Genomic DNA, 23960 nt, shown 5'->3' on the forward strand with positions numbered 1-23960 from the left:
CGGTTCAGCGCTGGTAGACGGCGGCGACCTCGCGGGCGCGATCCAAGGACTGCACCGCGAGCTCGCCGTCGCGGGCCTGGATGGCCCAGACCGCGACGAACTCGTCGCGCGGCAGTTCGAGGTGCGCGAACTGCGCGCCCTCGGGGAACGAGAAGCCCTCGACGACGTCCCACGGGTACGTGTTCTCGTTGAGCAGGTTCCGCACCGTTACCCCGTCGGGGCCGAGGCGCAGCCGGGGACGGGCGAAGAGCAGCGCGCCGCAGGCCAGGATGATCCCGATGCCCACCATGCCCGCCTGATCACCGGTCTTGAAGGCGATCCCCGAGTCGCCGCCGGCCTTGAGCAGCCAGGCGACGAAGGCGTGGCCCAGGACCAGCACCACGGCGAACGACCAGGCGTAGATCTTGATCTTGCGCGGGGTCACTTCGAGCACGGGCTGCGTGGTCGCGTCGGTCATCACGGGCGCCATTCTACGGAAAGCGGACAGCGGGCCGTCGCCCGCGGCCGCGGCTACGCGGTCGGCAGGGCGGCGTGCACCGTCAGGGTGGTGTCGACGGCGCGGGCGGCCTCGGCCCCCTTGCCCACGAAGTGCCGCTCGAAGTGGGCCGTGTGCTCGTCGTGCTCGTGGAAGTGGTGCGGGGTGAGCACCACCGAGAACACGGGCACGTCGGTGTCGAGCTGCACGCGCATCAGGCCGTCGATCACGGCAGTCGCGACGAACTCGTGCCGGTAGATGCCGCCGTCAACGACGAGGCCGGCGGCCACGACGGCCGCGTAGCGCCCGGTGGTGGCGAGCCGCTTCGCGGTGAGCGGGATCTCGTAGGCGCCGGGCACCTCGAAGACGTCGACCTCGGCACCGTCATGGCCGAGGCGCTGCCACTCCTCGACGAAGCCGTCGCGGGCCCGGTCGACGATGTTGCGGTGCCAGGTGGCCTGGACCAGGGCGATGCGGCTCATCGGACCGCCCGCAGCCTGCGCAACGTGAGCGCGGTGTCGAGCGCGGCCGACGCGGCCTGCTCGCCCTTGTCCTCGGCCGAGCCGGGCAGGCCCGCGCGGTCGAGGGCCTCGGCCTCGGTGTTCGTGGTGAGCACGCCGTTCCCGACGGGCACGCCGGCGTCGAGGGACACGCGCAGCAGGCCCGCGGTGAGCGCATCGCAGACGTACTCGAAGTGGGGGGTGCCGCCGCGGATCACGACGCCGAGCGCCACGACCGCGTCGTGGTTCTTGGTGAGCTCCTGTGCGACGACCGGCAGCTCGACGGCCCCCGCGACCCGCTCGACGGTGACGTGCCGTACGCCTGCCGACTCCGCGGTCCGCACGGCGCCCGCGAGCAGCGCCTCGCAGACGGTGTCGTGCCAGCGGGAGGCGACGATCGCGAGCCGCAGGTCGGCGGCACCGTCGAGGGCGATGTCGGGGATTCCAGCGCCGCTCACGCGGTACCTCCCTGGTCGAAGTGGTCGAGGTCGCGCAGGTCGTGGCCCATCCGGTCGCGCTTGGTGCGCAGGTAGTGGATGTTCTCGGCGTTGGCGCGCAGCGGCATGGCGACCCGCTCGGTGATCTGTAGTCCGTAGCCGTCGAGGCCCACGCGCTTGGCCGGGTTGTTGGTGAGCAGGCGCATCGACGTGATGCCGAGATCGACGAGGATCTGCGCGCCGAGGCCGTAGTCGCGGGCGTCGGCGGGCAGGCCGAGCTGCAGATTCGCGTCGACGGTGTCGGCGCCGCCGTCCTGTAGCTGGTACGCCTGCAGCTTGTGCATGAGGCCGATCCCTCGGCCCTCGTGCCCGCGCATGTAGAGCACCACGCCGCGGCCCTCCTGCGCCACCATCTCCATGGCGGCGTCCAGCTGGGGTCCGCAGTCGCACCGCAACGAGCCGAAGACGTCGCCGGTGAGGCACTCGCTGTGCACGCGAACGAGCACGTCGGCACCGTCGTCCGCGGTGATGTCGCCCTTGACCAGCGCGACGTGCTCGACGTCGTCGTGGATCGAGGTGTAGCCGACGGCCTGGAAGTCGCCGTAGCGGGTGGGGATGCGCGCGGAGGCGACCTGCACAACGTGCTTCTCGTTCTTGCGGCGCCAGGCGATCAAGTCGGCGATGGAGATCATGGCGAGGCCGTGGTCGTCGGCGAAGACCCGCAGCTCGTCGGACTTGGCCATGCCGCCCGGGTCCTTCTCCGAGACGATCTCGCAGATCACGCCAGCGGGGGCGAGCCCGGCCAGGGTGGCGAGGTCGACGGCGGCCTCGGTGTGGCCGGGGCGGCGCAGCACGCCGCCGTCCTTGGCGCGCAGCGGCACGACGTGCCCGGGCCGGGTGAAGTCGTCGACCGTCGAGCTCGGGTCGGCCAGCTTCAGCATGGTGGTGGCGCGGTCGGCGGCGGAGATGCCGGTGCCCACGCCCTCCTTGGCGTCGACGGTGACCGTGTAGGCGGTGCCGTGCTTGTCCTGGTTGGTGGAGTACATGGGCGGGAGGCCCAGCTTGTCGCAGGTGGCGCCGTCGAGCGGCACGCACAGGTAGCCGGAGGTGTAGCGGACCATGAAGGCCACCAGCTCGGGCGTCGCCTTCTCGGCGGCGAAGATGAGGTCGCCCTCGTTCTCCCGATCCTCGTCGTCGACCACGACGACGGCCTTGCCGGCGGCGATGTCCGCGATGGCGCGCTCGATCGAATCCATTCTCGTCATGGCTACTTCTCCTCCTCGCGCCCGGCGAATCCGGTCAGGCGCTCGACGTACTTCGCGACGATGTCCACTTCGAGGTTGACGACGGTGCCGGGCTCGGCCCCGCCGAGGTTGGTGAGCTCGAGGGTGGTGGGGATGAGCGAGACCTCGAACCAGTGCTGCGCGTCGTCGCCGGTCACCCCCTGCCCGAGGGCGGAGACGGTGAGCGAGACCCCGTCGATGGTGATGGAGCCCTTCTCGACGACGTAGCGGGCGAGCTGTTCCGGGAGGGCGAGCCGCACGACGGTCCAGTGCTCGGACGGGCTGAGGCTCAGGACGGAACCGGTGCCGTCGACGTGGCCCTGCACGATGTGGCCGCCGAGCCGGGAGTTGATGGCGGCGGCGCGCTCGAGGTTGACGCGATCGCCCGGGCCGAGCTTGCTCAGCGAGCTGCGACGGAGGGACTCCTCCATGACGTCGGCGGTGAAGGCGCCGCCCTCGACGGTGACGACCGTGAGGCAGACGCCGTTGACCGCGATCGAATCGCCGTGTTTCGCATCGGAGGTGACGAGATCGCCCTGGACCGTGAAACGGGCCGCATCCGGGAGGTCCTCGCGGGCGGTGATCACGCCCAACTCTTCGACGATGCCGGTGAACATCCGCCGCTCCTGCCACTTCGGCCTCAGGGCGGCACGACGACGCGGGGTACACCCGCGTAGTTCTCTTTCATCCGGACTATGACCGTCGGCTCCGGGATCGCACCGGAATCTGCTGACCCCCACCTCGCGGTGGGGCGCTCGCGGGCTCGAACACCGGGATCGCCCGGAGTCCATCACCGCCGGTGGGGAATCGCACCCCGCCCTGAGAACTTCCGCTTCCGAAGGTAGCACTCACCGGCCGCGGCCCCAAGTGTTGGGCTCACGCAGAACGCAACAGGGTGACCAGCAGGTCGTCGCCGAGCCGCTCGACGGTGTCCAGGCGCAGCCGCGTCGCGTCGGTCAGGGTGCCCACGCCGGGCACCGTCAGGGCGGGCAGCCCGGCGCCGAGCAGCACGGGGGCGATGTAGGCCTGGACGCGGTCCACGAGGCCGGCGGCGACGAAGGCGCCGATCACCGTCGCGCCGCCCTCGACCTGCACGTGCACGGCGTCGCCGGCGGCGTCGAGCGCGGCGCGCGGGTCGCGGCTGCGGACGACGCGCGCCTCCCCGGGACCGGTGAGTACCTTCGCGCCGGCGGGGATCTCCCGCTCCCCCAGGACGATCCGGATCGGCTGGTGCGCCAGCGGCTCGCCGTCGGCATCGCGGGCGGTGAGCGCCGGGTCGTCGGCGAGGACGGTGCCGGTGCCCACGATGATCGCGTCGAGCTGGGTCCGTTCGGCGTGCGCGCGTCGTCGGGCGGCGGGTCCGGTGATCCACTGACTGGTGCCGTCGGGGGCGGCCATCCGGCCGTCGACGGTGACCGCCAGCTTGACGGTGACCATCGGGCGGCCGTGCCGCTGCCGGAACAGCCACTCGGTGAGCGGCCACGGTTCGACGGCGAGGTGCTCCACCTCCACCCCGGCCGCGCGCAGGGTGTGGGCTCCCCCGGCGGCGAGCGGGTTCGGGTCGGCGGCTGCGTAGGCGACGCGCGCGACCCCGGCGGCGATCAGGGCCTGCGTGCAGGGCCCGGTGCGGCCGGTGTGGTCGCACGGCTCGAGGGTCACGACGGCGGTACCGCCGCGCGCGGCCTCCCCGGCCTCGGCGAGCGCCACGACCTCGGCGTGCGGCCCGCCGGCGGGGGCGGTGCGGCCCCGTCCGGCGACGGTGCCGTCGGCCGCGAGGATGACCGCACCGACGGGCGGGTTGGGGGTGCTGATCCCGCGGGCGGCCGCCGATTCCTCGACGGCCAGCGCGAGCGCGGCCTGCAGGTCCACCGTCAGGGGCGCGGGACGGCGGCGGCCTGGGTGCGGAGCTTTCGCAGCGCCTCGGCCGGGTCGGCGGCGTTATAGACGGCGGAGCCCGCCACGAAGCAGTCGACGCCTGCGGCGGCGGCCTGCTCGATGGTGCCGGCGTTGATACCGCCGTCGATCTCCACGAGCAGGCGCAGCTCGCCCGAGTCGACGAGGCGGCGGGCGGCGCGCGCCTTCTCCAGCACGTCGGCGATGAAGGACTGCCCGCCGAAGCCGGGCTCGACGCTCATGACCAGCAGCGTGTCGAAGCTCTTGAGGATCTCGATGTAGGGCTCGAAGGCGGTGCCGGGCTTGATCGCGAGTCCCGCCTTGCCACCCGCGGCGCGGATGTCCTTGGCAACGGCGACCGGGTCGTTGGTGGCCTCGGCGTGGAAGGTGACGTTGTAGGCGCCGGCCTCGGCGTACGGGGGCGCCCAGCGGCCCGGGTCGTCGATCATCAGGTGGCAGTCGAGCGGGATCGTCGTCGCCTTGAGCAGGCTCTCGACCACGGGCAGCCCGAGGGTGAGGTTCGGCACGAAGTGGTTGTCCATGACGTCGACGTGCACCCAGTCGGCGCCCTCCGGTCCGCCCACGGCCTCCACTTCCGCCCCGAGCCGGGCGAAGTCGGCGGAGAGGATGGACGGCGCGATCATCGGCGAAGACATGCGTCGGATTCTACGTCTGCGATTCCGCGGCGCTGCGCACACACGAGGCCGGATTCGGCGTCGCGAGGCCGTTCGGCCGCGGATTCACGGGCGCGGACCGCGACGTCGTTGTGTTTCATTTGTCACTCTAGTAACGTCAGCACCACTAATCACACGGGTAACTCTCGTGTCGTCGATTGTTGAGAGGTCGTCATGCGGATCGCACGCACCACCTTGACCACGTTCGTGGCGGTCGCCGCGGCCGCACTCGTTGCCGCGGCGCCCGCCATGGCAGATCCCGCGGCACCCGCCGTGCCCGCGGTCCCCGTCGCCCCCGCGCCGGCGCCGGCCGCCGCACCGGCAGTCCCGGCTGCTCCGGCGGCGGCTGCTCCCGCCGCTGCGGCCCCGGCCGCCGCGCCCGCCGCAGCCGGCACCCCGCTGGTCTCCACCGCGAACGCGGTGCCCGCCTCGGCGCAGCCCGCGCTGACCGAGCTGGCGAAGATCCCGGGCGTGCAGCAGATCCTCGCGACCGGGCAGCTGCCCACCACCGACGTGGCGACGCTGGTGAAGATGTTCGGCAGCGACCCGAACGCGCAGAAGCTCCTCGGCCAGCTCCTCGCCGGCCAGGCCGCGGCCACCACGCCCGCCGCCGACACCAAGCCCGACGAGCCGCTGAAGTTCGCGGTCACCGGAGCGATCAACGACACCTTCACCAAGGACGGCGGCCAGAAGAAGTACGGCCAGCCCCTCGGCGTCGAGAAGGACGTCGCAGGCGGCTCCAAGGTGCAGGAGTTCACCAACGGCACCATCTACTGGAACCCGAAGGTCAACGGCGGCAAGGCGGCCGGCGTGTCGGGCGCGATCCGCGACTTCTACCTCAAGCAGGGCGGCCCCACCGGCAAGCTGGGCTTCCCGCTGATGAGCGAGCTCTCCGTCGGCGGCCCCACCGCGGGGTCCGTCGCGGGCGCCTACAACGACTTCCAGAACGGCTCGATCGTCTGGTCGCCCGAGAACGGCGCGCACGTCGTCTCCGGCAAGATCAAGGACCAGTGGGTCAAGGGCGGCGGTGCCTTCGGCATGGGCTACCCCAAGGGCGACGCGAAGCCCGGCCCCGGCGGCGTCCTCACCCAGGAGTTCACCAAGGGCGGCGTCCTCAAGGGCTGACCCCCTCCCCAATTGAACGACGTTCTGGAGAGTAAAATCGCACGTCGGACTCTCCAGAACGTCGTTCAATTGGTCTCGTAGGGATCCGATCGCAGGGCTGGTGCGTCCAATTGATGTGATGGGACGCAGGCGGGAACTCCTCGGCGGGCGGACCGAGCATGCGCTCCGGCAGGAATCGACCCCCGTCATCCACGGCATTCGCCACGACGGCGCTGCGACGCCGTCGAACGACGACGTTCTCGATGCACTCGAGTCCGCCTACCCCGATCTCGTGTTCGTCTGCTGGAGCGCTGCGGCTCTGCACGGTGCCGAGTACGCCGCCGGCCACAGACCGGAGATCTGGCTTCCCGCGCAGGGGAGGCGACACGGCGTGGTGATGCGCTGCGGTCACCTTCCGGCTGAGGACGTCGTCACCGTGTCCGGACACGTCGCGACCTCGATCGTTCGCACCGCCGTCGACCTGGCGCGCTTCGCCGAGGGTGACGAGAAGATCGCTGGGGTCGATCAGTTCATCCGCGTCGATCGGCTCGGCAGATCCCTGACCACGAAGGCCGCCATTCTCGCCTATCTCGACACGCATCCCGGTCTGTACGGGGCGAATCGGGTGCGCGACGTCATCGCCGAGGCCAGCAATCGCGCGCAGTCCCCTTGGGAGACCTACTCACGCCTCGTCGTTCATCGATCCGGCCTCGACTTCTTCCGGCCGCAGCAACCGGTCCCCAGTACGCCCTTCCACGTCGACCTCGGTTCCGGCAAGTACCGCATCGCCATCGAGTACGACGGCGACTACCACCGCTCGACAGAGCAACAACGCATCGACATCGCCCGCTGGAACGCCATCACCGACCAGAAATGGATCATCATCCGCGTCACCTCACCGATGCACCTCAGCGGCCGCTCTGCGTTCCTCGAACGCGTCGCCCGCGAGCTACGGACGCGGGGCTGGAGCGGACCGTCGCCCACGAACCCGCCCCTCAAACTCCCCAAGATCCACCGATTGAACGACGTTCCGGAGAGCAAAAGCGCAGGTCATAGTCTCCAGAACGTCGTTCAATCGGATTAGGGGAGCTTGCGGAGGGCCTGGAAGAACATGCCGTCGGTGCCGTGGAGGTGGGGCCAGAGCTGCACGTGCGGGCCGTCGCCCAGCGGGAGGTCCGTCTCGGGGACCAGCGGGCGGGTGTCGATCCGCTCCAGCCCGGCGGCCGCGAGCAGGTCCTCGTCGCCGACGATGCCGAGCGTCTCGGCGACGTGCGGGGAGCAGGTCGCGTAGAGCACCACGCCGCCCGGGCGGGTGAGCTCGGCAGCGGCGGTGAGCAGCTCGCGCTGCAGCACCGTCAGGCCCGCGACGTCGGAGGGCTGCTTGCGCCAGCGCGCCTCGGGCCGCCGGCGTAGGGCGCCGATGCCCGAACACGGGGCGTCGACCAGCACCCGGTCGTAGCCCGGCTCCAGCCCCGACGCGCGGCCGTCGGCCACGTGCACATCCACGGGGAGCCCGCGAACCGCCTTGTGCACAAGCTCAGCCCGGTGCTCGGCGGGTTCGACGGCGTCGACCCGCGCGCCGTCGATCGAGGCGAGCGAGCCGAGCAGCGCGGCCTTCCCGCCCGGCCCGGCGCACAGGTCGAGCCAGCGGCCACCGTCGGGCCCCTCGAGCGGCGCGACCGCCGCCGCCCGGGCCACCAGCTGCGAACCCTCGTCCTGCACGCCGGCGAGGCCGTCGCGGACGGGGTCCAGCGCGCCGGGATCGCCGCCGGGAAGGTACACCGCGTAGGGCGAGAGCCGGCCGGTCTCCCCCTCGACGATGAGCGCCAGCTCCTCGGCGGAGATCTCCCCCGGTCGCGCGACGAGGTGCACGGGCGGCCTGGAATCGTCGGAGGCGAGCAGCGCCTGCAGCTGCCCCATCGAGTTGATGCCGTTGGCGCGCAGTGACTCCCAGAACGCCTCGGCGATCCACCGCGGGTGCGCGTACTGCATGGCCAGATGCCCGAGCAGGTCGTCCGCGGCGGGCGGGGCGACGCGGGAGACCCAGGTGTCCTCGTCGTCCTTGGACACCTTCCGCAAGACCGCATTGGCGAAACCGGAGGCGCCGCGGCCGGCGGTCGCCTTCACGGCGTCCACGGTCTCGGAGACGGCGGCGTGCGCCCCCACCCGGGTGCGCAGCAGCTGGTAGACGCCCAGGCGCAGCGCGTCGAGCACGGGCCCGTCGATCTCGGCGACCGGGCGCCCGGAAGCGTTCTCGATCACCGCGTCGAGCAGGCCCTGGGCGCGGCACGTGCCGTAGGTGAGCTCGGTGGCGAACGCCGCGTCGCGGCCCTTGAGCCGCTTGTCCCGGAGCAGGCCGGGCAGCACGAGGTTGGCGTAGGCGCCCCGCTCGCGGACGGCGGCGAGGGTCTCGAGTGCTGCGCTGCGCGCGGGATCGGTCACTGGTCGCCTCCGAGGATCGTGCCGGACTCGACCCGGGCGCCGCGCGCCCAGTCGGCGGCGGGCATGGGCTTCTTGCCGGGCGGCTGGACGGTGCCGAGCCGCAGGGGCGCCGTGGCGGTGCCCACGAGGACGTCGCGCTTGGTGACCCGCAACTCGCCCGGGGCCAGGCGCTCCGCCTCGGGGGCGACGACGGCGGGCCCGAGCTTGAGCCGCGCCTCGCCCAGCGGCACCCACGCGCCCGGCGCGTCGGTCATGGCGCGGATGTGCCGGTCGACGGCGCCCGCGGGCAGGTCGAAGCGCACCCGCGCGGCGTCGACGGTGACCTTCGGCGCGTGCGAGACGCCATCGGCGGACTGGGGCTGGGCCTGCAGCGCGCCGGCCTCCACCCCGTCGACGGTGCGCGTCAGCAGCTCGGCGCCGTGCTCGGCGAGCCGGTCGAGCAGCACCGTCGCGGTGTCGTCGGGCCGGATCCGCTCGGTGAGCACGCCGAACACCGGGCCGGTGTCGAGGCCCGCCTCGATGCGGAAGGTGGACGCGCCGGTGACCTCGTCGCCGGCCTCCAGCGCGGCCTGCACCGGGGCGGCGCCCCGCCACGCGGGGAGCAGCGAGAAGTGCAGGTTGATCCACCCGTGGACGGGGACGTCCAGGAGATCGGGCGGGATCATTCCGCCGTAGGCGACGACCGGGCAGCAGTCCGGCGCCAGGTCTACGATCGCCGCCCGCGCCTCCGGGTCCCGCAGTGTGGCGGGCGTGAGCACGGGGATCCCGGCCTCGTCGGCCACCTGCCCGACGGGCGAGCGGCGCACGCCGCGGCCGCGGCCCGAGCGGGCGTCGGGGCGGGTGAGCACGCCCACGACCTCGTGGTCCGAGGCGAGGAGGGCGCGAAGCGCCGGGACGGCGGGCTCGGGGGTGCCCGCGAACAGCAGCCGCATCAGGCGCGTCCGCCCGCGCCACCGGCACCGGCGGCCAGGGTGGCGGCCGGATCGGTGAACCACGGAGAGCTGCGGATCACCCGCATCACGGCCTTGCGCTCCTCGGGGTCGAGGCGGCTCAGGTAGAGCACGCCGTCGAGGTGGTCGCTCTCGTGCTGGATGCAGCGGGCCAGGATCTCGGTGGCCTCGAGGGTGACGGGGGCGCCCGTGACGTCGACGCCCTCGGCCACGACGTTCATGTGGCGGGTGCACTCGCCGCGCACCTCCGGGATCGACAGGCAGCCCTCGGCCGCGGTCTGCAGCTCGTCGCCGACGGCGCGCCACACCGGGTTGATCAGGTGGCCCTCGCGGCCGCCGCAGCCGTACACGAAGACCCGCTTGCTCACGCCCACCTGCGGCGCCGCCAGGCCGGCGCCGTTGTGGTGGTGCATCGTGTCGATCATGTCGTCGACCAGCCGCGCGAGATCGGCGTCGAAGACCGTCACCTCACCCGCGGGGGTGCGCAGTACGGGGTCCGGATAGATGCGAACGGGGAGCACACTCATCCCCCCATTATCCAGCCCGGACCGAACACGGGGCAGCGGCACCTGTCACAGCGGCGCGCCCGCACTAGCAGTTCGAGCCAGGGTTGCCTTAGGATTCCGGACGGAAACGCCATGAACCGCCCCGCCGGGCGAGAGAGGGTCGACGTGCAGTTCGCGCGCGCCCGGCGGCCGCTGATCGGCGCCGTCGTCTGCCTTTCCGTGCTCTTCGGCACGGGGTGCACCACCACCGTCACCGGTGGCAAGGGTGCTCCTTCGTCGTCGGCACCGGCGTCCCCGTCGGCGTCCTATCCCCCGATGAACCCGGCCTCGCTGGTCGGAAAGTTCCCGGTCACGCAGCCGCAGCGCATCGTCTACCCCGTCCCGGACGGGGTCCCGGATCCCGAGCAGAACTACGGCGAGCTGTACCTGCCCGCCAATCCGGCGCTCCAGCAGAACCCGTCGGGCGGCCCGCTCAGCGCCCGCACCACGATCCAGCTGCCCGCGCAGATCCCCGTCGTTGTGCTGCTGCACGGCGGCGGCTGGCGCACGCCCTCGGCGGCGGGATCGATGTCGGAGATGGCGCGGTCGCTGGTCAGCCACGGGGTCGCGGTGTGGAACGTCGAGTACCGGCGGATCGGCGCCGGTGGCGGCTACCCCACCACGCTCACCGACACCGCCGCGGCGATCGACTTCCTGCAGACGGTGAAGGCGCAGTACGCACCGAACCTGGACCTGAACGACGTCGTCGTCGCCGGGCACTCCGCGGGCGGTCAGCTCGCCGTGTGGGCGTCCGCGCGCTCGATGCTCACGCCCGGGGCGATGGGCAGCGTGCCGGCGGTGACGCCCGCCGCGGTCGTCTCGATGGGCGGCGTCCTCGACATGCGCCGCGCGGTCGCCGACGGCAACGTCAACACCCGGCTCTTCCTGGGCCTGCCGGACGAGTTCCCGCAGCAGTTCGCCGTCGCCGACCCGATCCAGAACATCAACCCCAAGGTCCCCGTGACGTGCTTCAACGGCACCGCGGACCGCATCGTCCGGCCCGCCGGCTGCGAGGCCTTCGTCGCCGCGCTGAAGGCCAAGGGCGGCCGCGGCGAGACGGTGCTGCTGCCCGGCGCGGGCCACAACATCTACCAGCCGTCGCAGTCGCAGAACCGGTACTGGCCCGTCGTGCAGAAGGCGATCCTGGGCTACGTCGACGAGTTCCGGCCGCGCGGATGACGGCGGCGGGACCGCGGTCCCGCCGGGCGCAGGGCGCGAGCCTGCTGCAATCGCTTACACCGTAATGTGCCCCTGACGGTCATTACGGACAGAAGGGACTGTGCAATGGCGCACGTTGAGGGCACGCTGGGGACGCTGTACGACGAGGTCCTCCGGCGGAACCCCGGGGAGACCGAGTTCCACCAGGCCGCAAAAGAGGTCCTCGATTCGCTCGCGCCGGTGGTCAGCAAGCACCCCGAGTACGTCGACGCGGCCGTCATCCGCCGCCTCTGCGAGCCGGAGCGCCAGATCATCTTCCGCGTGCCGTGGCAGGACGACAACGGCAACGTGCAGCTCAACCGCGGCTTCCGCGTCGAGTTCAACTCCGCGCTCGGCCCCTTCAAGGGCGGCCTGCGGTTCCACCCGTCGGTGTACCTGGGCATCGTGAAGTTCCTCGGCTTCGAGCAGATCTTCAAGAACTCGCTGACCGGCCTGCCCATCGGCGGCGGCAAGGGCGGCTCGGACTTCGACCCCAAGGGCCGCAGCGACGGCGAGATCATGCGGTTCTGCCAGTCCTTCATGACGGAGCTCTACCGCCACATCGGCGAGTACACCGACGTCCCCGCGGGCGACATCGGTGTGGGCGGCCGCGAGATCGGCTACCTGTTCGGCCAGTACAAGCGGATCACCAACCGCTACGAGTCGGGCGTCCTCACCGGCAAGGGCCTCACCTGGGGCGGCTCGCAGGTGCGCACCGAGGCGACCGGCTACGGCGCGGTGTTCTTCCTCAACGAGATGCTCAAGACGCAGGGCGACTCCTTCGAGGGCAAGCGGGTCGTCGTCTCCGGCTCCGGCAACGTGGCCGTGTACGCGACGGAGAAGGTCGAGCAGCTGGGCGGCACCGTCATCGCGTGCTCCGATTCGTCGGGCTACGTGGTGGACGAGAAGGGCATCGACCTGGAGCTGCTCAAGGACGTCAAGGAGCGCCGCCGCGCGCGCATCGACGTCTACGCGGCCGAGCGCGGCGCGATCTTCGTTCCCGGCGGGTCCGTCTGGGACGTGCCGTGCGACATCGCGCTCCCCTGCGCCACCCAGAACGAGCTCGACGGCGACGCCGCCGACCGGCTGATCAAGAACGGCACGAACTTCGTCGCCGAGGGCGCCAACATGCCGTGCACCCCGGAGGCAGTGAAGCTCTTCGCCGAGGCGAAGGTCTCCTTCGCGCCGGGCAAGGCGGCCAACGCCGGTGGCGTGGCCACCAGCGCGCTGGAGATGCAGCAGAACGCCTCCCGCGACTCCTGGTCCTTCGACTACACCGAGGACCGGCTCGCCGACATCATGCGGGGCATCCACGACCGCTGCCTGGAGACCGCCGACGAGTACGGCAGCCCCGGCGACTACGTGACCGGCGCGAACATCGCCGGCTTCATCCGCGTCGCGAACGCGATGCTCGCGCTCGGCGTCGTCTAGCCCGCAGCACGCGCACGACGAACGACCCGGCCCACCTCCAGGGGGCCGGGTCGTTCGCGCTATCCGACGGTGCCCGGATCGGGCGGGCCGAGCGCGCCCGGGCCGTCAGCCTCGTCGAAGATCAGCCACGTGCGGGTGGACCGCACGCCCTCCAGCGCCTGCAGACTGACGAGCACCACGTCGCGCAGGGCGGCGTTGTCCGGCGTCCGCACCAGGAGAAGCACGTCGAAATCGCCGCCGACCAGGGCGAAGTGCTCCACGTAGGGCAGCTCACGCAGGTGCTCGGCGACGTCCTTCCACGCGTCCTGGCGAATCGACAGCCCGATGTACGCCGAGGTGCCGAAGCCGGCGCGCTCGTGGTCCACACGCGCCGCGTAGCCGCGGATCACCCCGCTGCGCTCCAGCCGCTCCACCCGCACGTAGGCGTTGGCCCGCGAGACGTGCACGCGCTCGGCGAGCGCACGCATCGAGATCCGGCCGTCCTCCGCCAGCACCTGCAGGATCCGGCGATCGAAACCGTCCAGAGCGGGGTGCTCGGTGCCATCCGCCATCCGTCCAGCTCCGTCCCGCGTCCCGCATCGATTCCGGATGATCTGCTCATGATTCATCCAATCCTACGACGATCGTCTCGCTACTCACCGGTTCCGTAGGAATCCCGTCCGCGCGGTGCGACTCTCGACGAGCAGCCGACCAGGGAGGACGACGTGACCACGACCAGCGATCTCACGAGCGAGCCGACGTACCGGAAGTTCCTTCCGGCCGACACGCCCGTGCAGTACCTCGACGAGGCGGGCGAGCTCACCGACTCGCACGCCCGCTACCCCCATCCCGACGACGACCGCCTGGTCGAGATGTACCGGCTCATGGTGCTGGGCAGGCGTTTCGACGCGCAGGCCACCGCGCTGACGAAGCAGGGCCGGCTCGCCGTCTACCCGTCCTCGCACGGGCAGGACGCGTGCCAGATCGCCGCGGCGATGTGCCTGCGCCCCACGGACTGGATGTTCCCGACGTACCGCGATTCGGTCGCGCTGGCCGCCCGCGGCGTGGATCCGGTGCAGGTGCTGACGCTGCTGGCCGGCGACTGGCACTGCGGCTACGACCCGGCGGCCCTGCGCACCGCGCCGCAGTGCACCCCGCTCGCCACGCAGCTGCTGCACGCGGCGGGCGTGGCGCACGGCGAGGACCTGCGCGGCACCGACACCATCGCGCTCGCCCTGTGCGGCGACGGCGGCACCAGCGAGGGCGACTTCCACGAGGCGCTCAACTTCGCCGCGGTCTTCCACGCGCCCGTGGTCTTCCTGGTGCAGAACAACGGCTTCGCGATCAGCGTGCCGCTCTCCCGGCAGACCGCCGCCCCGAGCCTGGCGCACAAGGGCGTCGGCTACGGCATCGGATCCGAGCAGGTCGACGGCAACGACCCGATCGCCATGCTGGGTGTGATGCAGGAGGCCGCCCACTTCGTCCGCTCGGGAAACGGGCCGGTGATCGTCGAGGCGCACACCTATCGGATCGACGCGCACACCAACGCCGACGACGCCACCCGCTACCGCTCCGCGGCGGAGGTCGAGGAGTGGATCCGTCGCGACCCGATCACCCGGCTGGAGACCCATCTCCGGGCGCGAGGCCGGATCGACGACGCCGCCGTCGCCGCGGTCGCCGACGAGGCCGAGGCCGCCGCCGCGGACCTGCGCTCGAAGATGAACGCCGACCGCCCCGTCGACCCCGCCGACCTGTTCCGGCACGTCTACGCCGAACCCACCCCGCAGCTACGCGAGCAGCAGGCGCAGGTCGAGGCCGAACTGGCCGCCGCGTCGGACGCCCAGGAGGACTGAGAGATGTCGCGACACACCATGGCCCAGGCCCTGAACACCGCGCTGCGCGACGCGCTCGCGGCGGATCCCGACGTGGTCGTCTTCGGCGAGGACGTCGGCACGCTCGGCGGCGTCTTCCGCGTCACCGACGGCCTGACCCGCGAGTTCGGGGCCGACCGCTGCTTCGACACGCCACTCGCGGAGTCGGGGATCGTCGGCTTCGCCGTCGGCATGACCATGGCGGGCTTCAAGCCCGTGGTCGAGATGCAGTTCGACGCCTTCGCGTACCCCGCGTTCGAGCAGATCGTCTCCCACGTCGCCAAGCTCCGCAATCGCACCCGCGGCGCGCTCGCGGTGCCGATGGTGATCCGCGTGCCCTACGCCGGGGGCATCGGCGGCGTGGAGCACCACTGCGATTCGAGCGAGGCCTACTACGTCCACACGCCCGGTTTGAAAGTCGCGGCCCCCGCCACCGTCGACGACGCGTACACCCTGCTGCGGCGCGCGATCGACGATCCCGACCCCGTCGTCCTCCTGGAGCCCAAGCGCCTCTACTTCGCCTCCGCGGAGGCGGATCTGACGGTCGGCGCGCCGATGGGGCGGGCCGTCGTGCGGCGCGAGGGCACGGACGCGACGCTGGTCGCGTACGGCCCGTCGGTCGGCGTCGCGCTCGACGCCGCGGCGGCCGCGGCCGAGGACGGGATCTCGCTCGAGGTGGTGGATCTGCGCACACTCGTCCCGTTCGACGACGAGACGGTGGCGGCGTCGGTGCGGCGCACCGGGCGGTGCGTGGTGGTGCAGGAGGCGCAGGGCTTCGCCGGCGTCGGCGCCGAGATCGCGGCCCGCGTGCAGGAGCGCTGCTTCCACCACCTGCACGCGCCCGTGCTGCGGGTGAGCGGCCTCGACATCCCCTATCCCCCACCGAAGCTCGAGCGGCTGCACCTGCCCGGCGTGGACCGGATCCTGGACACCGTCGACCGGCTGCAGTGGGACGACCGCGTCGACGCGCGCTGGGCGGTGACGGCATGAACGACCAGGTCTTCCTGCTCCCCGACCTCGGCGAGGGACTGACCGAGGCCGACATCCTGTCGTGGCGCGTCGGCGTCGGCGACACCGTGACCGTCGACCAGGTGGTCGTCGAGGTGGAGACCGCCAAGGCTGCCGTCGAGGTGCCGGTCCCGTTCGCGGGCACCGTCATCGCACTCCACGGCGAGCCGGGCGAGACGCTGCGCGTCGGCGCGCCGCTCATCTCGGTCGGCGTCCTGACCCCGACCACCACCGCCGCCCCGCCCCTCGACGGTCCGCCGCTCGACGGCCCACCCGCCGACGGCCCGTCCGGGAACGTGCTCATCGGCTACGGGACGAGCGCGGACAGGCCCACCCGCCGCCGACGCGCCGCGGCCCCGAAGACGGTGGCCCCGACGGCCGCACCCGCGCAGGCTCCGGCCCGCGAGCAGGCGGCGCCGGCCGTCACGCGGGTCATCTCCCCGGTGGTCCGCGACCTCGCCCGCGAGCGCGGGCTGGACCTGTCGACGGTGCGCCCCTCGGGCGTGGGCGGCGTCATCCGCCGCGCGGATGTCGACGCGGCCCTCGCCGCTCGCACGGCCCCGCCCGTGCCGGAGCAACCGATCGCGGGCAGGAGCGACGTCCGGATCCCGCTCAACGGCATCCGGAAGGCCGTGGCGGACAAGCTGACCACGAGCCGGCGCGAGATCCCGGAGGCCACCACGTGGGTCGACGTCGACGCCACGGAGCTCCTCGCGGCCCGGGCCGCGATGAACGCGACGCTCCCCGACGCGGATCGGGTGAGCCTGCTCGCGCTGCTGGCGCGCCTCGCGGTCGCGGCGCTGCGGCGGTTCCCCCAGCTCAACTCCTCCGTCGACGCCGATCGCCGGCAGATCGTCCAGCACGGTCGGGTGCACCTCGGGATCGCGGCGCAGACGCCGCGGGGCCTCGTCGTGCCGGTGGTCGCGGACGCCGCCACCCTGACCACGGTCGAGCTCGCACGACGGCTGGCCGAGACCACCGCGCTCGCGCGGGACGGCGCGCTGCCACCCGCCCGGCTCACGGGGGGCACGTTCACGCTCAACAACTACGGCGTCTTCGGCGTCGACGGCTCCGCGCCGATCATCAACCACCCCGAGGCCGCGATCCTCGGGATCGGGCGGATCATCGACCGGCCCTGGGTGGTCGACGGTGCGATCGTCGTCCGCAAGGTCGCCCAGGTGTCGCTCGCGTTCGATCACCGCGTGTGCGACGGCGGCGAGGCGGGCGGCTTCCTCCGGCTGTTCGCCGACTACGTCGAGGACCCCGTCCGGGCGCTCGCGCACCTCTGAGCGGAGACGCGCCTAGGCCACCCGGACAGTGGCCCAGGCGTACCGGCCCGGCACGGCCTCGGCGTAGCCGACGCGGTACTCGCCGGGAACTCCACCGAGGTCGACGGTGACCGTCGCCGTGAACGCGGATCCTCGTCGACGCCAGGTGATCTCGGTCGATGGGGCGTCGTCGTCGGCGACGGGCACCCAGCGGTCACCCTCGCGCCGCTCGACCCGCGCGTAGCTGTCGGGGATCACGCGGTTCGGGTGCGGGCAGTCGAAGTCGACGGCGAGCCGGCCCCCGTCGACCGGCGTCCGCACGGCCGCCACGCGGACCGGGCGGGGCCGGCTCAGCATCGTCGAGCCCGACGGCGACCCGATCCGTGGGGCGCGCTGCCGCGGCGGGGGCGTGCCCGGCTCCGAGGGGCGCCCCGCGGCGAGGTCGGCGGCGAGTCGCTGTGCGGCCTCCGTGAAGGCGGCCAGCTGATTGCGCCCGAAGACGGTGCTCCCGGCCTCGTAGCGCTGCGCGTCGTACTCCTCGGGCGTGGTGAGGTAGTGCGCGTAGCCGTTGGCGTAGCCCTGGACCAGCACGTCGTGCGGGTCGATCCCCGCCGCCGCGGCGACCGCGTCCCGGAGGCGAGCGCCCGCCGTGACGGTGACCTCGACGGGCAGGCAGAGCAGGTGCAGCTCCCCCAGCCGGATCAGCTGGACCGGGAGCACCTCCTGCACCCAGCCGAGCGCGCCGGCGGGCAAGAACAGCTCCTTCGGCGCCTGCTGCGCCGCGAGCACCGGGCGGCGGCGGTACAGCGCCCGGCTGATCAGGCCGATGCGGTTGCCCAGGCCCTGGTGGAACGCCGGTGACCCGATCCCGTCGGTCGTGCCGGCGGCGAAGGCGGCGCCGAGCACGGCGCGGCCGGTGGGCCCCGTCGCCGTCTGCGCCGCGCCGAAGTCGACGTGGGTGAGGCGGTGGCCGATGACCGGCGACAGCGGGCGGCCGGGTCCGTCGGCGAGCCGCCGGGCGGCGTCGAGCTGGCGCCTGCCGATCTCGGCGGTATTGGCCCGCTCGTCGTCCGTGGGGCCGTGGCCGGCGGCGCCCCCGAGATTGGGCGACATGTCGCCGGAGTTGGTCTGAGCGAAGGCGCTCACGAAGTCGGGATGAACGTCGCGCTCGGCGGTCTCCCAGGCGGCCGCGGCCCAGCCCTTGTTGTCGGAGCTGACGAGGCGGTTGCCGTTGCCCATCGACGTGCAGTGCACGGCGAACCAGTCGATCGCGGCGCGGAGCTCGCCGTCGCGCTCGTAGCGGAGCAGGGAGACCGCGGGATCGATGCGCCCGGGCAGCCGGTCGCGGTCCGGATTGCGGTCGAAGGAGCTCGCGCTGCGGTTGACGGAGGCGTCGTGCAGCTCGCCGCGGGCCGACGACAGCGCGGTGGGCGCGAGGGCGGCCTCGGCGTCGAGGACGGCGCGGACGACCCCGTCGACCAGGCGGTAGAAGGTGCGGCGGTGGTGCCCCAGGGTGGTGATGTTGTAGAGGCGGTGGCGGCCGTGGCCGCCGGGGCCGCAGTGGGTGTGGGTGGCGGTGAGCACGACGTTCTCGGCCGACAGCCGGCCGGCGGTCGCGGCGGCCAGCCGATCGGTGATCTCGTCGACGGCGGCCTGGAAGAACATCCCGATGTCGGCGACCACGTAGGCCACCCGGTGCGAGGGGGTGGCGACGACGAAGGCACGGGCCCACTGCCGGGTGAGCAGGCCGCGGCCGCGCTGGCCGGGCATGCCGTAGCCCATCAGCCCCACGCCCCAGGGCTCCCCCGTGATGTCCGTCTTCGCCCATCCGGCCCGCCACCCCGTCGTAGTCACGGCTTCGAGGTTAGAACCTCCCCTGCGCGTCGCCGTCGACCGGCGTAGGGTCGGTCGCGCGATGAAGGAACGGTCGCCAGCCACCGCAGCCGACACCAGGACACCGACATGCGCACTCTCGCAGCAATCGTCGCCGCCGCAGCCATCACCTTCTCCGGAGCCGGGATCGCGTCCGCCGCCGACGAGGAGACCGACAAGCCGTCCACTGCGACCATCGACACCGGGAACGCACCCCGCGAGGTCGGCACGCCGGCCGAGTCGCCCGGCATCATCGAATCGGCCGCCGAGCCCGAATCCGCCTCCGACCCCATCGAGCCCGTCGCCGAACCGGAATCCGCCGACGAGCCGCGCCCGGACCCCGAGGCGGCGACGGCGGACGAGCTGATCGAGGCCACCGCGGCCGACGAGGAGGAGTGACCCGAGGGGTCAGTCGTCCAGCCGGGGCGGCGCGGTCCGCGTGAGCCTCGGATCCGGCGGGCCGCTCTGCATCCGGAGGGCGCCGACCAGGACCCGTCCGAGCGTCAGCAGACCCTTCGGGCTGCGCAGGTTCAGGCCCCCGATGAGCTGCCGCAGGATGGTCAGCTGGTCGAAGTAGATCCGCTCGGCGACGAGGCGCTCCTCCTCGTCGAAGACGAAGTACGCCGTCATCCGCGTGCGGTGGCGGCTCCCGGTGGGCGGGATCGCGCCGAGCGGCCCGCGATGGGTCCCGAGCAGCCAGAACTCGACGATCACGGCGTCCACGCTGTGCCGCAGCGCGATGAGCTCGTGGTCCTGGTCGGGGAAGGCGACCCTGGTGTCCGCGTAGTAGCCGCGCACCTCGTCGTCGCCGTCGTGCACGGTCATCTGCGCGACGAGCTCGTAGTGCGGATGCGGGAAGGTCGCCAGGGTCGCGTCCCAGTCCTGGCGCACCTCGTCGTGGAAGTGGTCGAGCACCAGCTTCTCGCGCGCCCGGAGGACGGACGCGGGCGGCATGACGAAGCGGGAGGTGTGGGCGATCATCCCGCCATATTACCCACAGCGTGGATATTTTCGGGTGCCGAATGTAGGGGATGATGGGGTTCATGACCACGCCGCGGCCCCGACGGGGGCGCCCCGCCCTCGGAGCACCCAGGCTGTCGCGCGCCGCGGTCGTCGAGGCGGCCCTCGCGCTCATCGACCGCGACGGCGTCACCGAGGTCGGGATGCGCGCGATCGCGCGGCACCTGTCCGTGGACGCGAAGAGCCTCTACAACCACGTCCGCGACAAGGACGACCTGCTCGACGCGGTCACCGAGCACCTGCTCCGCTCGATCGTCGTGCACGTGCCGACCGGTGACCTGGGCGCCGATCTCGCCGGCGTGGCGCGCGCCTTCCGCACCGCGGCCCAGGCACACCCCCGGGCCGCCACGCTCGTGCTGACCCGCCAGGTGCAGTCCGTCGCCGCACTGGCGCCGACGCAGTCGATCCTGGACGTCCTGCTCAGTGCGGGATTCGCCCCCGCGGAGGCCGTGCACCTGATGCGCTCCCTGCTCGCCTCCCTCATCGGCACGCTGCTCCGCGAGTTCGAGGCGGCGCCGACCTTCGGGATGACGGACGCCGAGGCCATCGAGCGCCGCCGGGCGGGGCTCGCCGCGTGCGGCCTGCCGGCCGTCGAGTCGGTGGCTCCCGACCTCGCGCGGTTCGACGCGGACGCCGAGTTCGAGTACATGATCGGTCTGTCGATCAGCGCCGTCGAGGCCCGGCTGCCGCATCGCTGACCGAATCGGGACTGGCTCGCAGTACACCACGCTTCGGCTACTGTCGGCGACCATGGGGGATCGGATCATTCGTCGGGGCCTGACGGTCCTGATCGCAACAGCGCTCGTGACGTCCTGCTCCACAAGTATCGAGGGAACGCCGATCGCCGGGACGAGCACACAGCGGCTGGCCACGGGCAACTACCCGACCGCACCCCGGAGTGTGACCGCCCTTCGCGCCGCCGACGCCTGGCAGCAGGAGGCCTGGCGGATCGCGGACGCGGTGATCGGGCCGTGGGAGGTCGATCCCAAGTTGTTCCGATCCGTTGCGGGTGAATCCGGCGATCCATTGGTGTCCGTTGCACAACTCGCGCCGGAGGCCGACGGTCCTGGCCTATTCACCTCCGCCCAGGTCACAGCGATGCGTGGAGCGCCGTTCCAGGCGGGATTCATCTCCATCGCCGGCGACACCGATCCCACGACCGCGATCCTGCGCGTCGGCATCCTCCGGTACGAGGACCCGGGCGCCGCGACTCGGGGACTGACTGCCATCCTTGCGGGCAGCGAAGGGAAGCCTCCAGCCGCATTCGACGGCATCGCCGGCGCGCGGCTCGTCTTCAGCGGGACAATCCGCGACGCAACCCGTGTCACCGCTGTGGTACCGCAGGGCAACCTCCTGATCGTCGCATCGACCGATGCGCACGAACCAAGACGAGCAGAGACTCTGTCCGCCACCGCCCTAAGGAAGCAGTCCGCAAAAGCACCGTCGTACCGACAGACGTCGGCGGGCGGCGCGAACATCACGATCCCGCCGGTACCGATGGACTCTGACGGGCTGATGTCGCTGACGATTCCCGCAACAACCACGTCCGATAGCAACGACCAGCGAGCCGGACTGTCTCCGGGCGTGTCGCTCGGCGACGGGTACAGGTCCATGGCAGCGCAGGGCGTTCGCTACCCCATTTCGCACTCCCGTGTCGCGCAAACGGCGGCAGAGTACGGGATCCAGGCAACTGCAAGTACCCGTCTGACCACGGTCGTCCGGACCCGCGACACGGCGGCCGCGCGCCTGTTCCTCCTGAAGTTCGTCGCGCCCACCGACGAGGCCCGCGCGAGCGGGGTACCGGGACTGGCACCCGACGTCGCACGGTGCGCGTTCATCGACAACTTCGTCGACGAGCGCGGGACCCGGACGCCCCAGTACCGGTGCGGGGTTCAGGTCGAAAGTTACGTCGCGACCATCACTATGCCCACGCTCACGCAGGCCCAACAGGCCACCGCCGCCGAGTATCTGATCCTGCGGCAGGCCCCGTAGCCGCCTCCGGTCACCCGATCCGCAGCGGGTCGATCTGGATGCGGACGGGGTTGCCCTCGCGCCGCAGGCTCCGGCCCACCTGCGCCAGGAACAGCGCCCGCGCCAGGGCGCGACCGTCCCGGCGCGCGACGCGCACCAGGAGCCGCTGCGGCGGCGGTCCCTCGTCGGGTGCGCCGGGGATCCGCACCCCGGGCGGCAGGTCGACGGGGCCGAGCACCTCGGCACCGTCGGGCAGCGTCGCGGCGTCCGCGACGGCCCGGATGTCGGCCTCGGCACCGTCGAGCGCGGCGAGGTGCGTGGCCGGCGGGAACCCCACCTCGGCCCGCTCGGCGAGCTCCGCGGCGGCGAAACCGGCCGCGTCCCACCGGATCAGCGCCTGCACCGCGCGGATACCCGCATCCGCGCCGCAGACCACGGCACCGTCGGCGGCGACCAGCGCGGTCGCGTTCATCCAGCGGCGGAAGGTCTCCTCCGCGGCCCGCAGGTCCGCTCGGCCGAGCAGCAGCCAGCCGTCGAGCAGCAGCGCCGCGCCGTAGCCGCCGTCGACCACGGGCTCCGCGCCGGGCGTGGCGACCACGATCCGCCGGCCCGCGGGCGCCTCGGCGTGCACCGTCTCGCCGCCGGAGACCGTGACGGCCGCCCCGGGGAAGGCCCGGCCGAGTTCCTCGGCGGTGCGCATCGCGCCCACGATCACCGCGCGCATCGCGGTGCCGCCGCAGGCGGGGCATCGGTACCCGGGGTCGTCCTGCGCGCACCACCGGCAGCGCAGGACGACTCCGCCGGCCTGCTCGAGCGGGCCGTGACAGCGCCGGCACCGGGCCGGTGTGCGGCAGCGCTCGCACGACAGCGCGGGCGCGTACCCGCGGCGCGGGACCTGGACGAGCACGGGGCGTTCGGCGTCGAGCGCCTCCCGCGCGGCGGCGAAGGCCGCGGCGGGCAGCCGGGCCGAGCGCGCGAGCGGGTCGCGGGCCAGCGCGATGTCCGAGTCCGCGGTCCCGGAGATGCGGGGCGAGCGGCTGCGGACCAGCTCGCGGGGCGCCGCGATCTCCGCGGCCCACCCCGCCTCGACGAGGGCCTGCGCTTCGGGGGTGCGGGCGAAACCGCCGATGACCAGCGCCGCGCCCTCCTGGTGCGCCCGCAGCGCGAGCACCTCCCGCGTGTGCGGGTACGGGGCGCGCGGCTCCACGAAGGACTCGTCACCGTCGTCCCACACGGCCACGAGACCGAGGTCGGGCAGCGGCGCGAACGCGGCGCTCCGCGTGCCGATCACGACCCGGGTCCGCCCGAGCAGCGCGAGCAGCCACCGCCGGTACCGGGCGGAGGGCCCCAGGCCGGCGGCCAGCACCGCGGGGTCGAGGTGGGCGCACGCCGCGGCGAGCCGGTCGAGATCGGCCTGATCGGGGACGATGAGCAGCGCCGTGCGTCCGGCCGCGACGACGGTGGCCGCGAGCTCGGCCAGGCGCGCCGCCCAGTCCTCGCCCGGGAGGGCCTGCCAGACCGCGCGCGGCGACCGTCCGGCGACCGCCGCCGCCGCGAACTGGGTGCCGTGGGTGTACTCGGCGAGGGCCGCCGGGGGCGCCTCCGGCGGCGCGGGTTCGGCGGGTTCCTGCTCCAGCAGGGACTTCTCGACGCGGGCGTGTCGCGGCGGGATCGCGAGCCGCAGCACGTCGGCCCGGGTTCCGGCGTAGCGTGCGGCGACCTCGGTGACGAGCTTGAGCACCGGCGGGGTGAGGACCGGCAGCGGGGAGACGACGCGCTGCAGCGGCGCGAGCTTGCCCTCGTGCTCGGTGCGCGGGAGCCGCTCGAGGAGATAGCCGTCGACGAGCCGGCCGGAGAACCGGATCCGGACCCGGACGCCGGGCCGGGCCTGCTCGTCCAGCTCGGGCGGGACGAGATAGTCGAACTCCCGATCGAGGTGGCTGACCTGCAGCAGCGGCAGGACGCGGGCGATCGGGAGTTCGACGGCCGCTTGCGCGGCCTCGGCGGGGCCGGGTGCGGTCACACCGGTCGGGGCGGGTG

24 protein-coding genes and 1 riboswitch are annotated in these 23960 nt (G+C 72.7%); of the genes, 10 read left to right on the forward strand and 14 right to left on the reverse strand.

The features are described 5' to 3' along the window. Positions 1-4 precede the first annotated feature (4 nt). From ACLQ3K_RS01120 to rpe, 7 genes are all read right to left on the reverse strand, one after another. Complete coding sequence (locus ACLQ3K_RS01120; RefSeq protein WP_224646727.1) at positions 5-457, reverse strand: PH domain-containing protein; 453 nt, start codon at positions 455-457, stop codon at positions 5-7. Between the two features lie 53 nt (positions 458-510). Next, a complete protein-coding gene (locus tag ACLQ3K_RS01125) occupies positions 511-957 on the reverse strand; it encodes a 6,7-dimethyl-8-ribityllumazine synthase (protein ID WP_425996371.1) in 447 nt (148 codons plus the stop codon). Continuing rightward, positions 954-1433 carry a 6,7-dimethyl-8-ribityllumazine synthase gene (gene ribH, locus ACLQ3K_RS01130; RefSeq protein WP_224646704.1) on the reverse strand — a complete coding sequence of 160 codons (480 nt, stop codon included), beginning with the start codon at positions 1431-1433 and terminating at the stop codon, positions 954-956. The genes ACLQ3K_RS01125 and ribH overlap by 4 nt, the downstream gene beginning before the upstream one ends. Beyond that, positions 1430-2677, reverse strand: coding sequence for a bifunctional 3,4-dihydroxy-2-butanone-4-phosphate synthase/GTP cyclohydrolase II (locus tag ACLQ3K_RS01135; protein WP_425996373.1), 1248 nt, complete (start codon positions 2675-2677; stop codon positions 1430-1432). Before ACLQ3K_RS01135 ends, ribH begins: the two co-directional genes overlap by 4 nt. Positions 2678-2679: 2 nt before the next feature. Next, on the reverse strand, positions 2680-3312 hold the full coding sequence (locus ACLQ3K_RS01140) for a riboflavin synthase (RefSeq protein ID WP_425996375.1): 633 nt from the start codon (positions 3310-3312) through the stop codon (positions 2680-2682). A 55-nt stretch (positions 3313-3367) separates the two neighbouring features. Next, positions 3368-3526: riboswitch (FMN riboswitch) on the reverse strand. Positions 3527-3571: 45 nt separating this feature from the next. Then, complete coding sequence (gene ribD, locus ACLQ3K_RS01145) at positions 3572-4564, reverse strand: bifunctional diaminohydroxyphosphoribosylaminopyrimidine deaminase/5-amino-6-(5-phosphoribosylamino)uracil reductase RibD (protein ID WP_425996377.1); 993 nt, start codon at positions 4562-4564, stop codon at positions 3572-3574. A gap of 2 nt (positions 4565-4566) precedes the next feature. Further along, entirely contained in the window at positions 4567-5244 is a 678-nt protein-coding gene (gene rpe / locus ACLQ3K_RS01150) for a ribulose-phosphate 3-epimerase (RefSeq protein WP_425996379.1), read from the reverse strand. 192 nt (positions 5245-5436) lie between these two features. Here rpe and ACLQ3K_RS01155 point away from each other — a divergent pair, with 192 nt between their 5' ends. Further along, positions 5437-6387, forward strand: a complete 951-nt coding sequence (locus ACLQ3K_RS01155) for an LGFP repeat-containing protein (protein ID WP_425996381.1) — start codon at positions 5437-5439, stop codon at positions 6385-6387. A 118-nt stretch (positions 6388-6505) separates the two neighbouring features. Then, positions 6506-7450: an endonuclease domain-containing protein gene (locus tag ACLQ3K_RS01160; RefSeq protein ID WP_425996383.1), complete on the forward strand. Its 945-nt coding sequence runs from the start codon at positions 6506-6508 to the stop codon at positions 7448-7450. Here ACLQ3K_RS01160 and ACLQ3K_RS01165 read toward each other — a convergent pair. Genes ACLQ3K_RS01165 through def form a run of 3 tightly spaced genes read right to left on the reverse strand, consistent with a single transcriptional unit; the run spans position 7447 to position 10285 of the window. Beyond that, positions 7447-8859: an RsmB/NOP family class I SAM-dependent RNA methyltransferase gene (locus ACLQ3K_RS01165; protein ID WP_425997113.1), complete on the reverse strand. Its 1413-nt coding sequence runs from the start codon at positions 8857-8859 to the stop codon at positions 7447-7449. The genes ACLQ3K_RS01160 and ACLQ3K_RS01165 overlap by 4 nt on opposite strands. Then, complete coding sequence (locus tag ACLQ3K_RS01170; RefSeq protein ID WP_425996385.1) at positions 8805-9740, reverse strand: methionyl-tRNA formyltransferase; 936 nt, start codon at positions 9738-9740, stop codon at positions 8805-8807. Before ACLQ3K_RS01170 ends, ACLQ3K_RS01165 begins: the two co-directional genes overlap by 55 nt. Then, on the reverse strand, positions 9740-10285 hold the full coding sequence (gene def, locus ACLQ3K_RS01175; protein WP_425996387.1) for a peptide deformylase: 546 nt from the start codon (positions 10283-10285) through the stop codon (positions 9740-9742). The genes ACLQ3K_RS01170 and def overlap by 1 nt, the downstream gene beginning before the upstream one ends. A gap of 111 nt (positions 10286-10396) precedes the next feature. Here def and ACLQ3K_RS01180 point away from each other — a divergent pair, with 111 nt between their 5' ends. Both ACLQ3K_RS01180 and gdhA read left to right on the forward strand, forming a co-directional pair. Beyond that, positions 10397-11482: an alpha/beta hydrolase family protein gene (locus tag ACLQ3K_RS01180; protein WP_425996389.1), complete on the forward strand. Its 1086-nt coding sequence runs from the start codon at positions 10397-10399 to the stop codon at positions 11480-11482. A 105-nt stretch (positions 11483-11587) separates the two neighbouring features. After that, positions 11588-12931, forward strand: a complete 1344-nt coding sequence (gdhA, locus tag ACLQ3K_RS01185) for an NADP-specific glutamate dehydrogenase (RefSeq protein WP_224646718.1) — start codon at positions 11588-11590, stop codon at positions 12929-12931. Positions 12932-12990: 59 nt separating this feature from the next. Here gdhA and ACLQ3K_RS01190 read toward each other — a convergent pair whose 3' ends face one another. Continuing rightward, positions 12991-13482: an Lrp/AsnC family transcriptional regulator gene (locus ACLQ3K_RS01190; RefSeq protein ID WP_425996391.1), complete on the reverse strand. Its 492-nt coding sequence runs from the start codon at positions 13480-13482 to the stop codon at positions 12991-12993. Positions 13483-13635: 153 nt separating this feature from the next. On the opposite strand from ACLQ3K_RS01190, the gene pdhA reads away from it, so the two are divergent. Genes pdhA through ACLQ3K_RS01205 form a run of 3 tightly spaced genes read left to right on the forward strand, consistent with a single transcriptional unit; the run spans position 13636 to position 17078 of the window. Beyond that, on the forward strand, positions 13636-14763 hold the full coding sequence (gene pdhA / locus ACLQ3K_RS01195) for a pyruvate dehydrogenase (acetyl-transferring) E1 component subunit alpha (protein ID WP_425996393.1): 1128 nt from the start codon (positions 13636-13638) through the stop codon (positions 14761-14763). A 3-nt stretch (positions 14764-14766) separates the two neighbouring features. Next, positions 14767-15771: an alpha-ketoacid dehydrogenase subunit beta gene (locus ACLQ3K_RS01200; RefSeq protein ID WP_425996395.1), complete on the forward strand. Its 1005-nt coding sequence runs from the start codon at positions 14767-14769 to the stop codon at positions 15769-15771. Then, the gene (locus ACLQ3K_RS01205) at positions 15768-17078 is read left to right on the forward strand and encodes a dihydrolipoamide acetyltransferase family protein (protein ID WP_425996397.1); all 1311 of its coding nucleotides are present in this window, start codon (positions 15768-15770) and stop codon (positions 17076-17078) included. Before ACLQ3K_RS01200 ends, ACLQ3K_RS01205 begins: the two co-directional genes overlap by 4 nt. A 12-nt stretch (positions 17079-17090) precedes the next feature. On the opposite strand, the gene ACLQ3K_RS01210 is transcribed toward ACLQ3K_RS01205, so the two are convergent. Beyond that, positions 17091-18911, reverse strand: coding sequence for a neutral/alkaline non-lysosomal ceramidase N-terminal domain-containing protein (locus tag ACLQ3K_RS01210; protein WP_425996399.1), 1821 nt, complete (start codon positions 18909-18911; stop codon positions 17091-17093). A 108-nt stretch (positions 18912-19019) separates the two neighbouring features. On the opposite strand from ACLQ3K_RS01210, the gene ACLQ3K_RS01215 reads away from it, so the two are divergent. Continuing rightward, positions 19020-19328, forward strand: coding sequence for a hypothetical protein (locus ACLQ3K_RS01215; protein WP_425996401.1), 309 nt, complete (start codon positions 19020-19022; stop codon positions 19326-19328). Positions 19329-19337: 9 nt separating this feature from the next. Here the strand turns inward: ACLQ3K_RS01215 and ACLQ3K_RS01220 are convergent, their stop codons facing one another. Next, positions 19338-19910: an ester cyclase gene (locus ACLQ3K_RS01220; protein WP_425996403.1), complete on the reverse strand. Its 573-nt coding sequence runs from the start codon at positions 19908-19910 to the stop codon at positions 19338-19340. Positions 19911-19972: 62 nt separating this feature from the next. On the opposite strand from ACLQ3K_RS01220, the gene ACLQ3K_RS01225 reads away from it, so the two are divergent. Together ACLQ3K_RS01225 and ACLQ3K_RS01230 are read left to right on the forward strand one after the other, a co-directional pair. Next, complete coding sequence (locus tag ACLQ3K_RS01225; protein ID WP_425996405.1) at positions 19973-20647, forward strand: TetR/AcrR family transcriptional regulator; 675 nt, start codon at positions 19973-19975, stop codon at positions 20645-20647. 52 nt (positions 20648-20699) lie between these two features. After that, positions 20700-21941, forward strand: a complete 1242-nt coding sequence (locus ACLQ3K_RS01230) for a DUF7373 family lipoprotein (RefSeq protein ID WP_425996407.1) — start codon at positions 20700-20702, stop codon at positions 21939-21941. A 10-nt stretch (positions 21942-21951) separates the two neighbouring features. On the opposite strand, the gene ACLQ3K_RS01235 is transcribed toward ACLQ3K_RS01230, so the two are convergent. After that, the gene (locus ACLQ3K_RS01235; RefSeq protein WP_425996409.1) at positions 21952-23943 is read right to left on the reverse strand and encodes a primosomal protein N'; all 1992 of its coding nucleotides are present in this window, start codon (positions 23941-23943) and stop codon (positions 21952-21954) included. Between the last annotated feature and the right edge of the window lie 17 nt (positions 23944-23960).

The organism is Tsukamurella sp. DT100 (assembly GCF_049844855.1).
Lineage (GTDB): Bacteria > Actinomycetota > Actinomycetes > Mycobacteriales > Mycobacteriaceae > Tsukamurella.

Excerpts from the sequence above, each read along its gene's own strand:
- ACLQ3K_RS01180 (WP_425996389.1), top strand. The coding sequence starts at position 10,397 with ATGAACCGCCCCGCCGGGCGAGAGAGGGTCGACGTGCAGTTCGCGCGC.
- gdhA (WP_224646718.1), top strand. The coding sequence starts at position 11,588 with ATGGCGCACGTTGAGGGCACGCTGGGGACGCTGTACGACGAGGTCCTC.
- ACLQ3K_RS01230 (WP_425996407.1), top strand. The coding sequence starts at position 20,700 with ATGGGGGATCGGATCATTCGTCGGGGCCTGACGGTCCTGATCGCAACA.
- ACLQ3K_RS01160 (WP_425996383.1), top strand. The coding sequence starts at position 6,506 with ATGGGACGCAGGCGGGAACTCCTCGGCGGGCGGACCGAGCATGCGCTC.
- ACLQ3K_RS01220 (WP_425996403.1), bottom strand. The coding sequence starts at position 19,910 with ATGATCGCCCACACCTCCCGCTTCGTCATGCCGCCCGCGTCCGTCCTC.
- ACLQ3K_RS01170 (WP_425996385.1), bottom strand. The coding sequence starts at position 9,740 with ATGCGGCTGCTGTTCGCGGGCACCCCCGAGCCCGCCGTCCCGGCGCTT.
- ACLQ3K_RS01225 (WP_425996405.1), top strand. The coding sequence starts at position 19,973 with ATGACCACGCCGCGGCCCCGACGGGGGCGCCCCGCCCTCGGAGCACCC.
- ACLQ3K_RS01125 (WP_425996371.1), bottom strand. The coding sequence starts at position 957 with ATGAGCCGCATCGCCCTGGTCCAGGCCACCTGGCACCGCAACATCGTC.
- ACLQ3K_RS01215 (WP_425996401.1), top strand. The coding sequence starts at position 19,020 with ATGCGCACTCTCGCAGCAATCGTCGCCGCCGCAGCCATCACCTTCTCC.
- ACLQ3K_RS01155 (WP_425996381.1), top strand. The coding sequence starts at position 5,437 with ATGCGGATCGCACGCACCACCTTGACCACGTTCGTGGCGGTCGCCGCG.
- def (WP_425996387.1), bottom strand. The coding sequence starts at position 10,285 with ATGAGTGTGCTCCCCGTTCGCATCTATCCGGACCCCGTACTGCGCACC.
- ACLQ3K_RS01120 (WP_224646727.1), bottom strand. The coding sequence starts at position 457 with ATGACCGACGCGACCACGCAGCCCGTGCTCGAAGTGACCCCGCGCAAG.
- ACLQ3K_RS01205 (WP_425996397.1), top strand. The coding sequence starts at position 15,768 with ATGAACGACCAGGTCTTCCTGCTCCCCGACCTCGGCGAGGGACTGACC.
- rpe (WP_425996379.1), bottom strand. The coding sequence starts at position 5,244 with ATGTCTTCGCCGATGATCGCGCCGTCCATCCTCTCCGCCGACTTCGCC.
- ACLQ3K_RS01135 (WP_425996373.1), bottom strand. The coding sequence starts at position 2,677 with ATGACGAGAATGGATTCGATCGAGCGCGCCATCGCGGACATCGCCGCC.
- ACLQ3K_RS01200 (WP_425996395.1), top strand. The coding sequence starts at position 14,767 with ATGTCGCGACACACCATGGCCCAGGCCCTGAACACCGCGCTGCGCGAC.
- ACLQ3K_RS01140 (WP_425996375.1), bottom strand. The coding sequence starts at position 3,312 with ATGTTCACCGGCATCGTCGAAGAGTTGGGCGTGATCACCGCCCGCGAG.
- ACLQ3K_RS01190 (WP_425996391.1), bottom strand. The coding sequence starts at position 13,482 with ATGGCGGATGGCACCGAGCACCCCGCTCTGGACGGTTTCGATCGCCGG.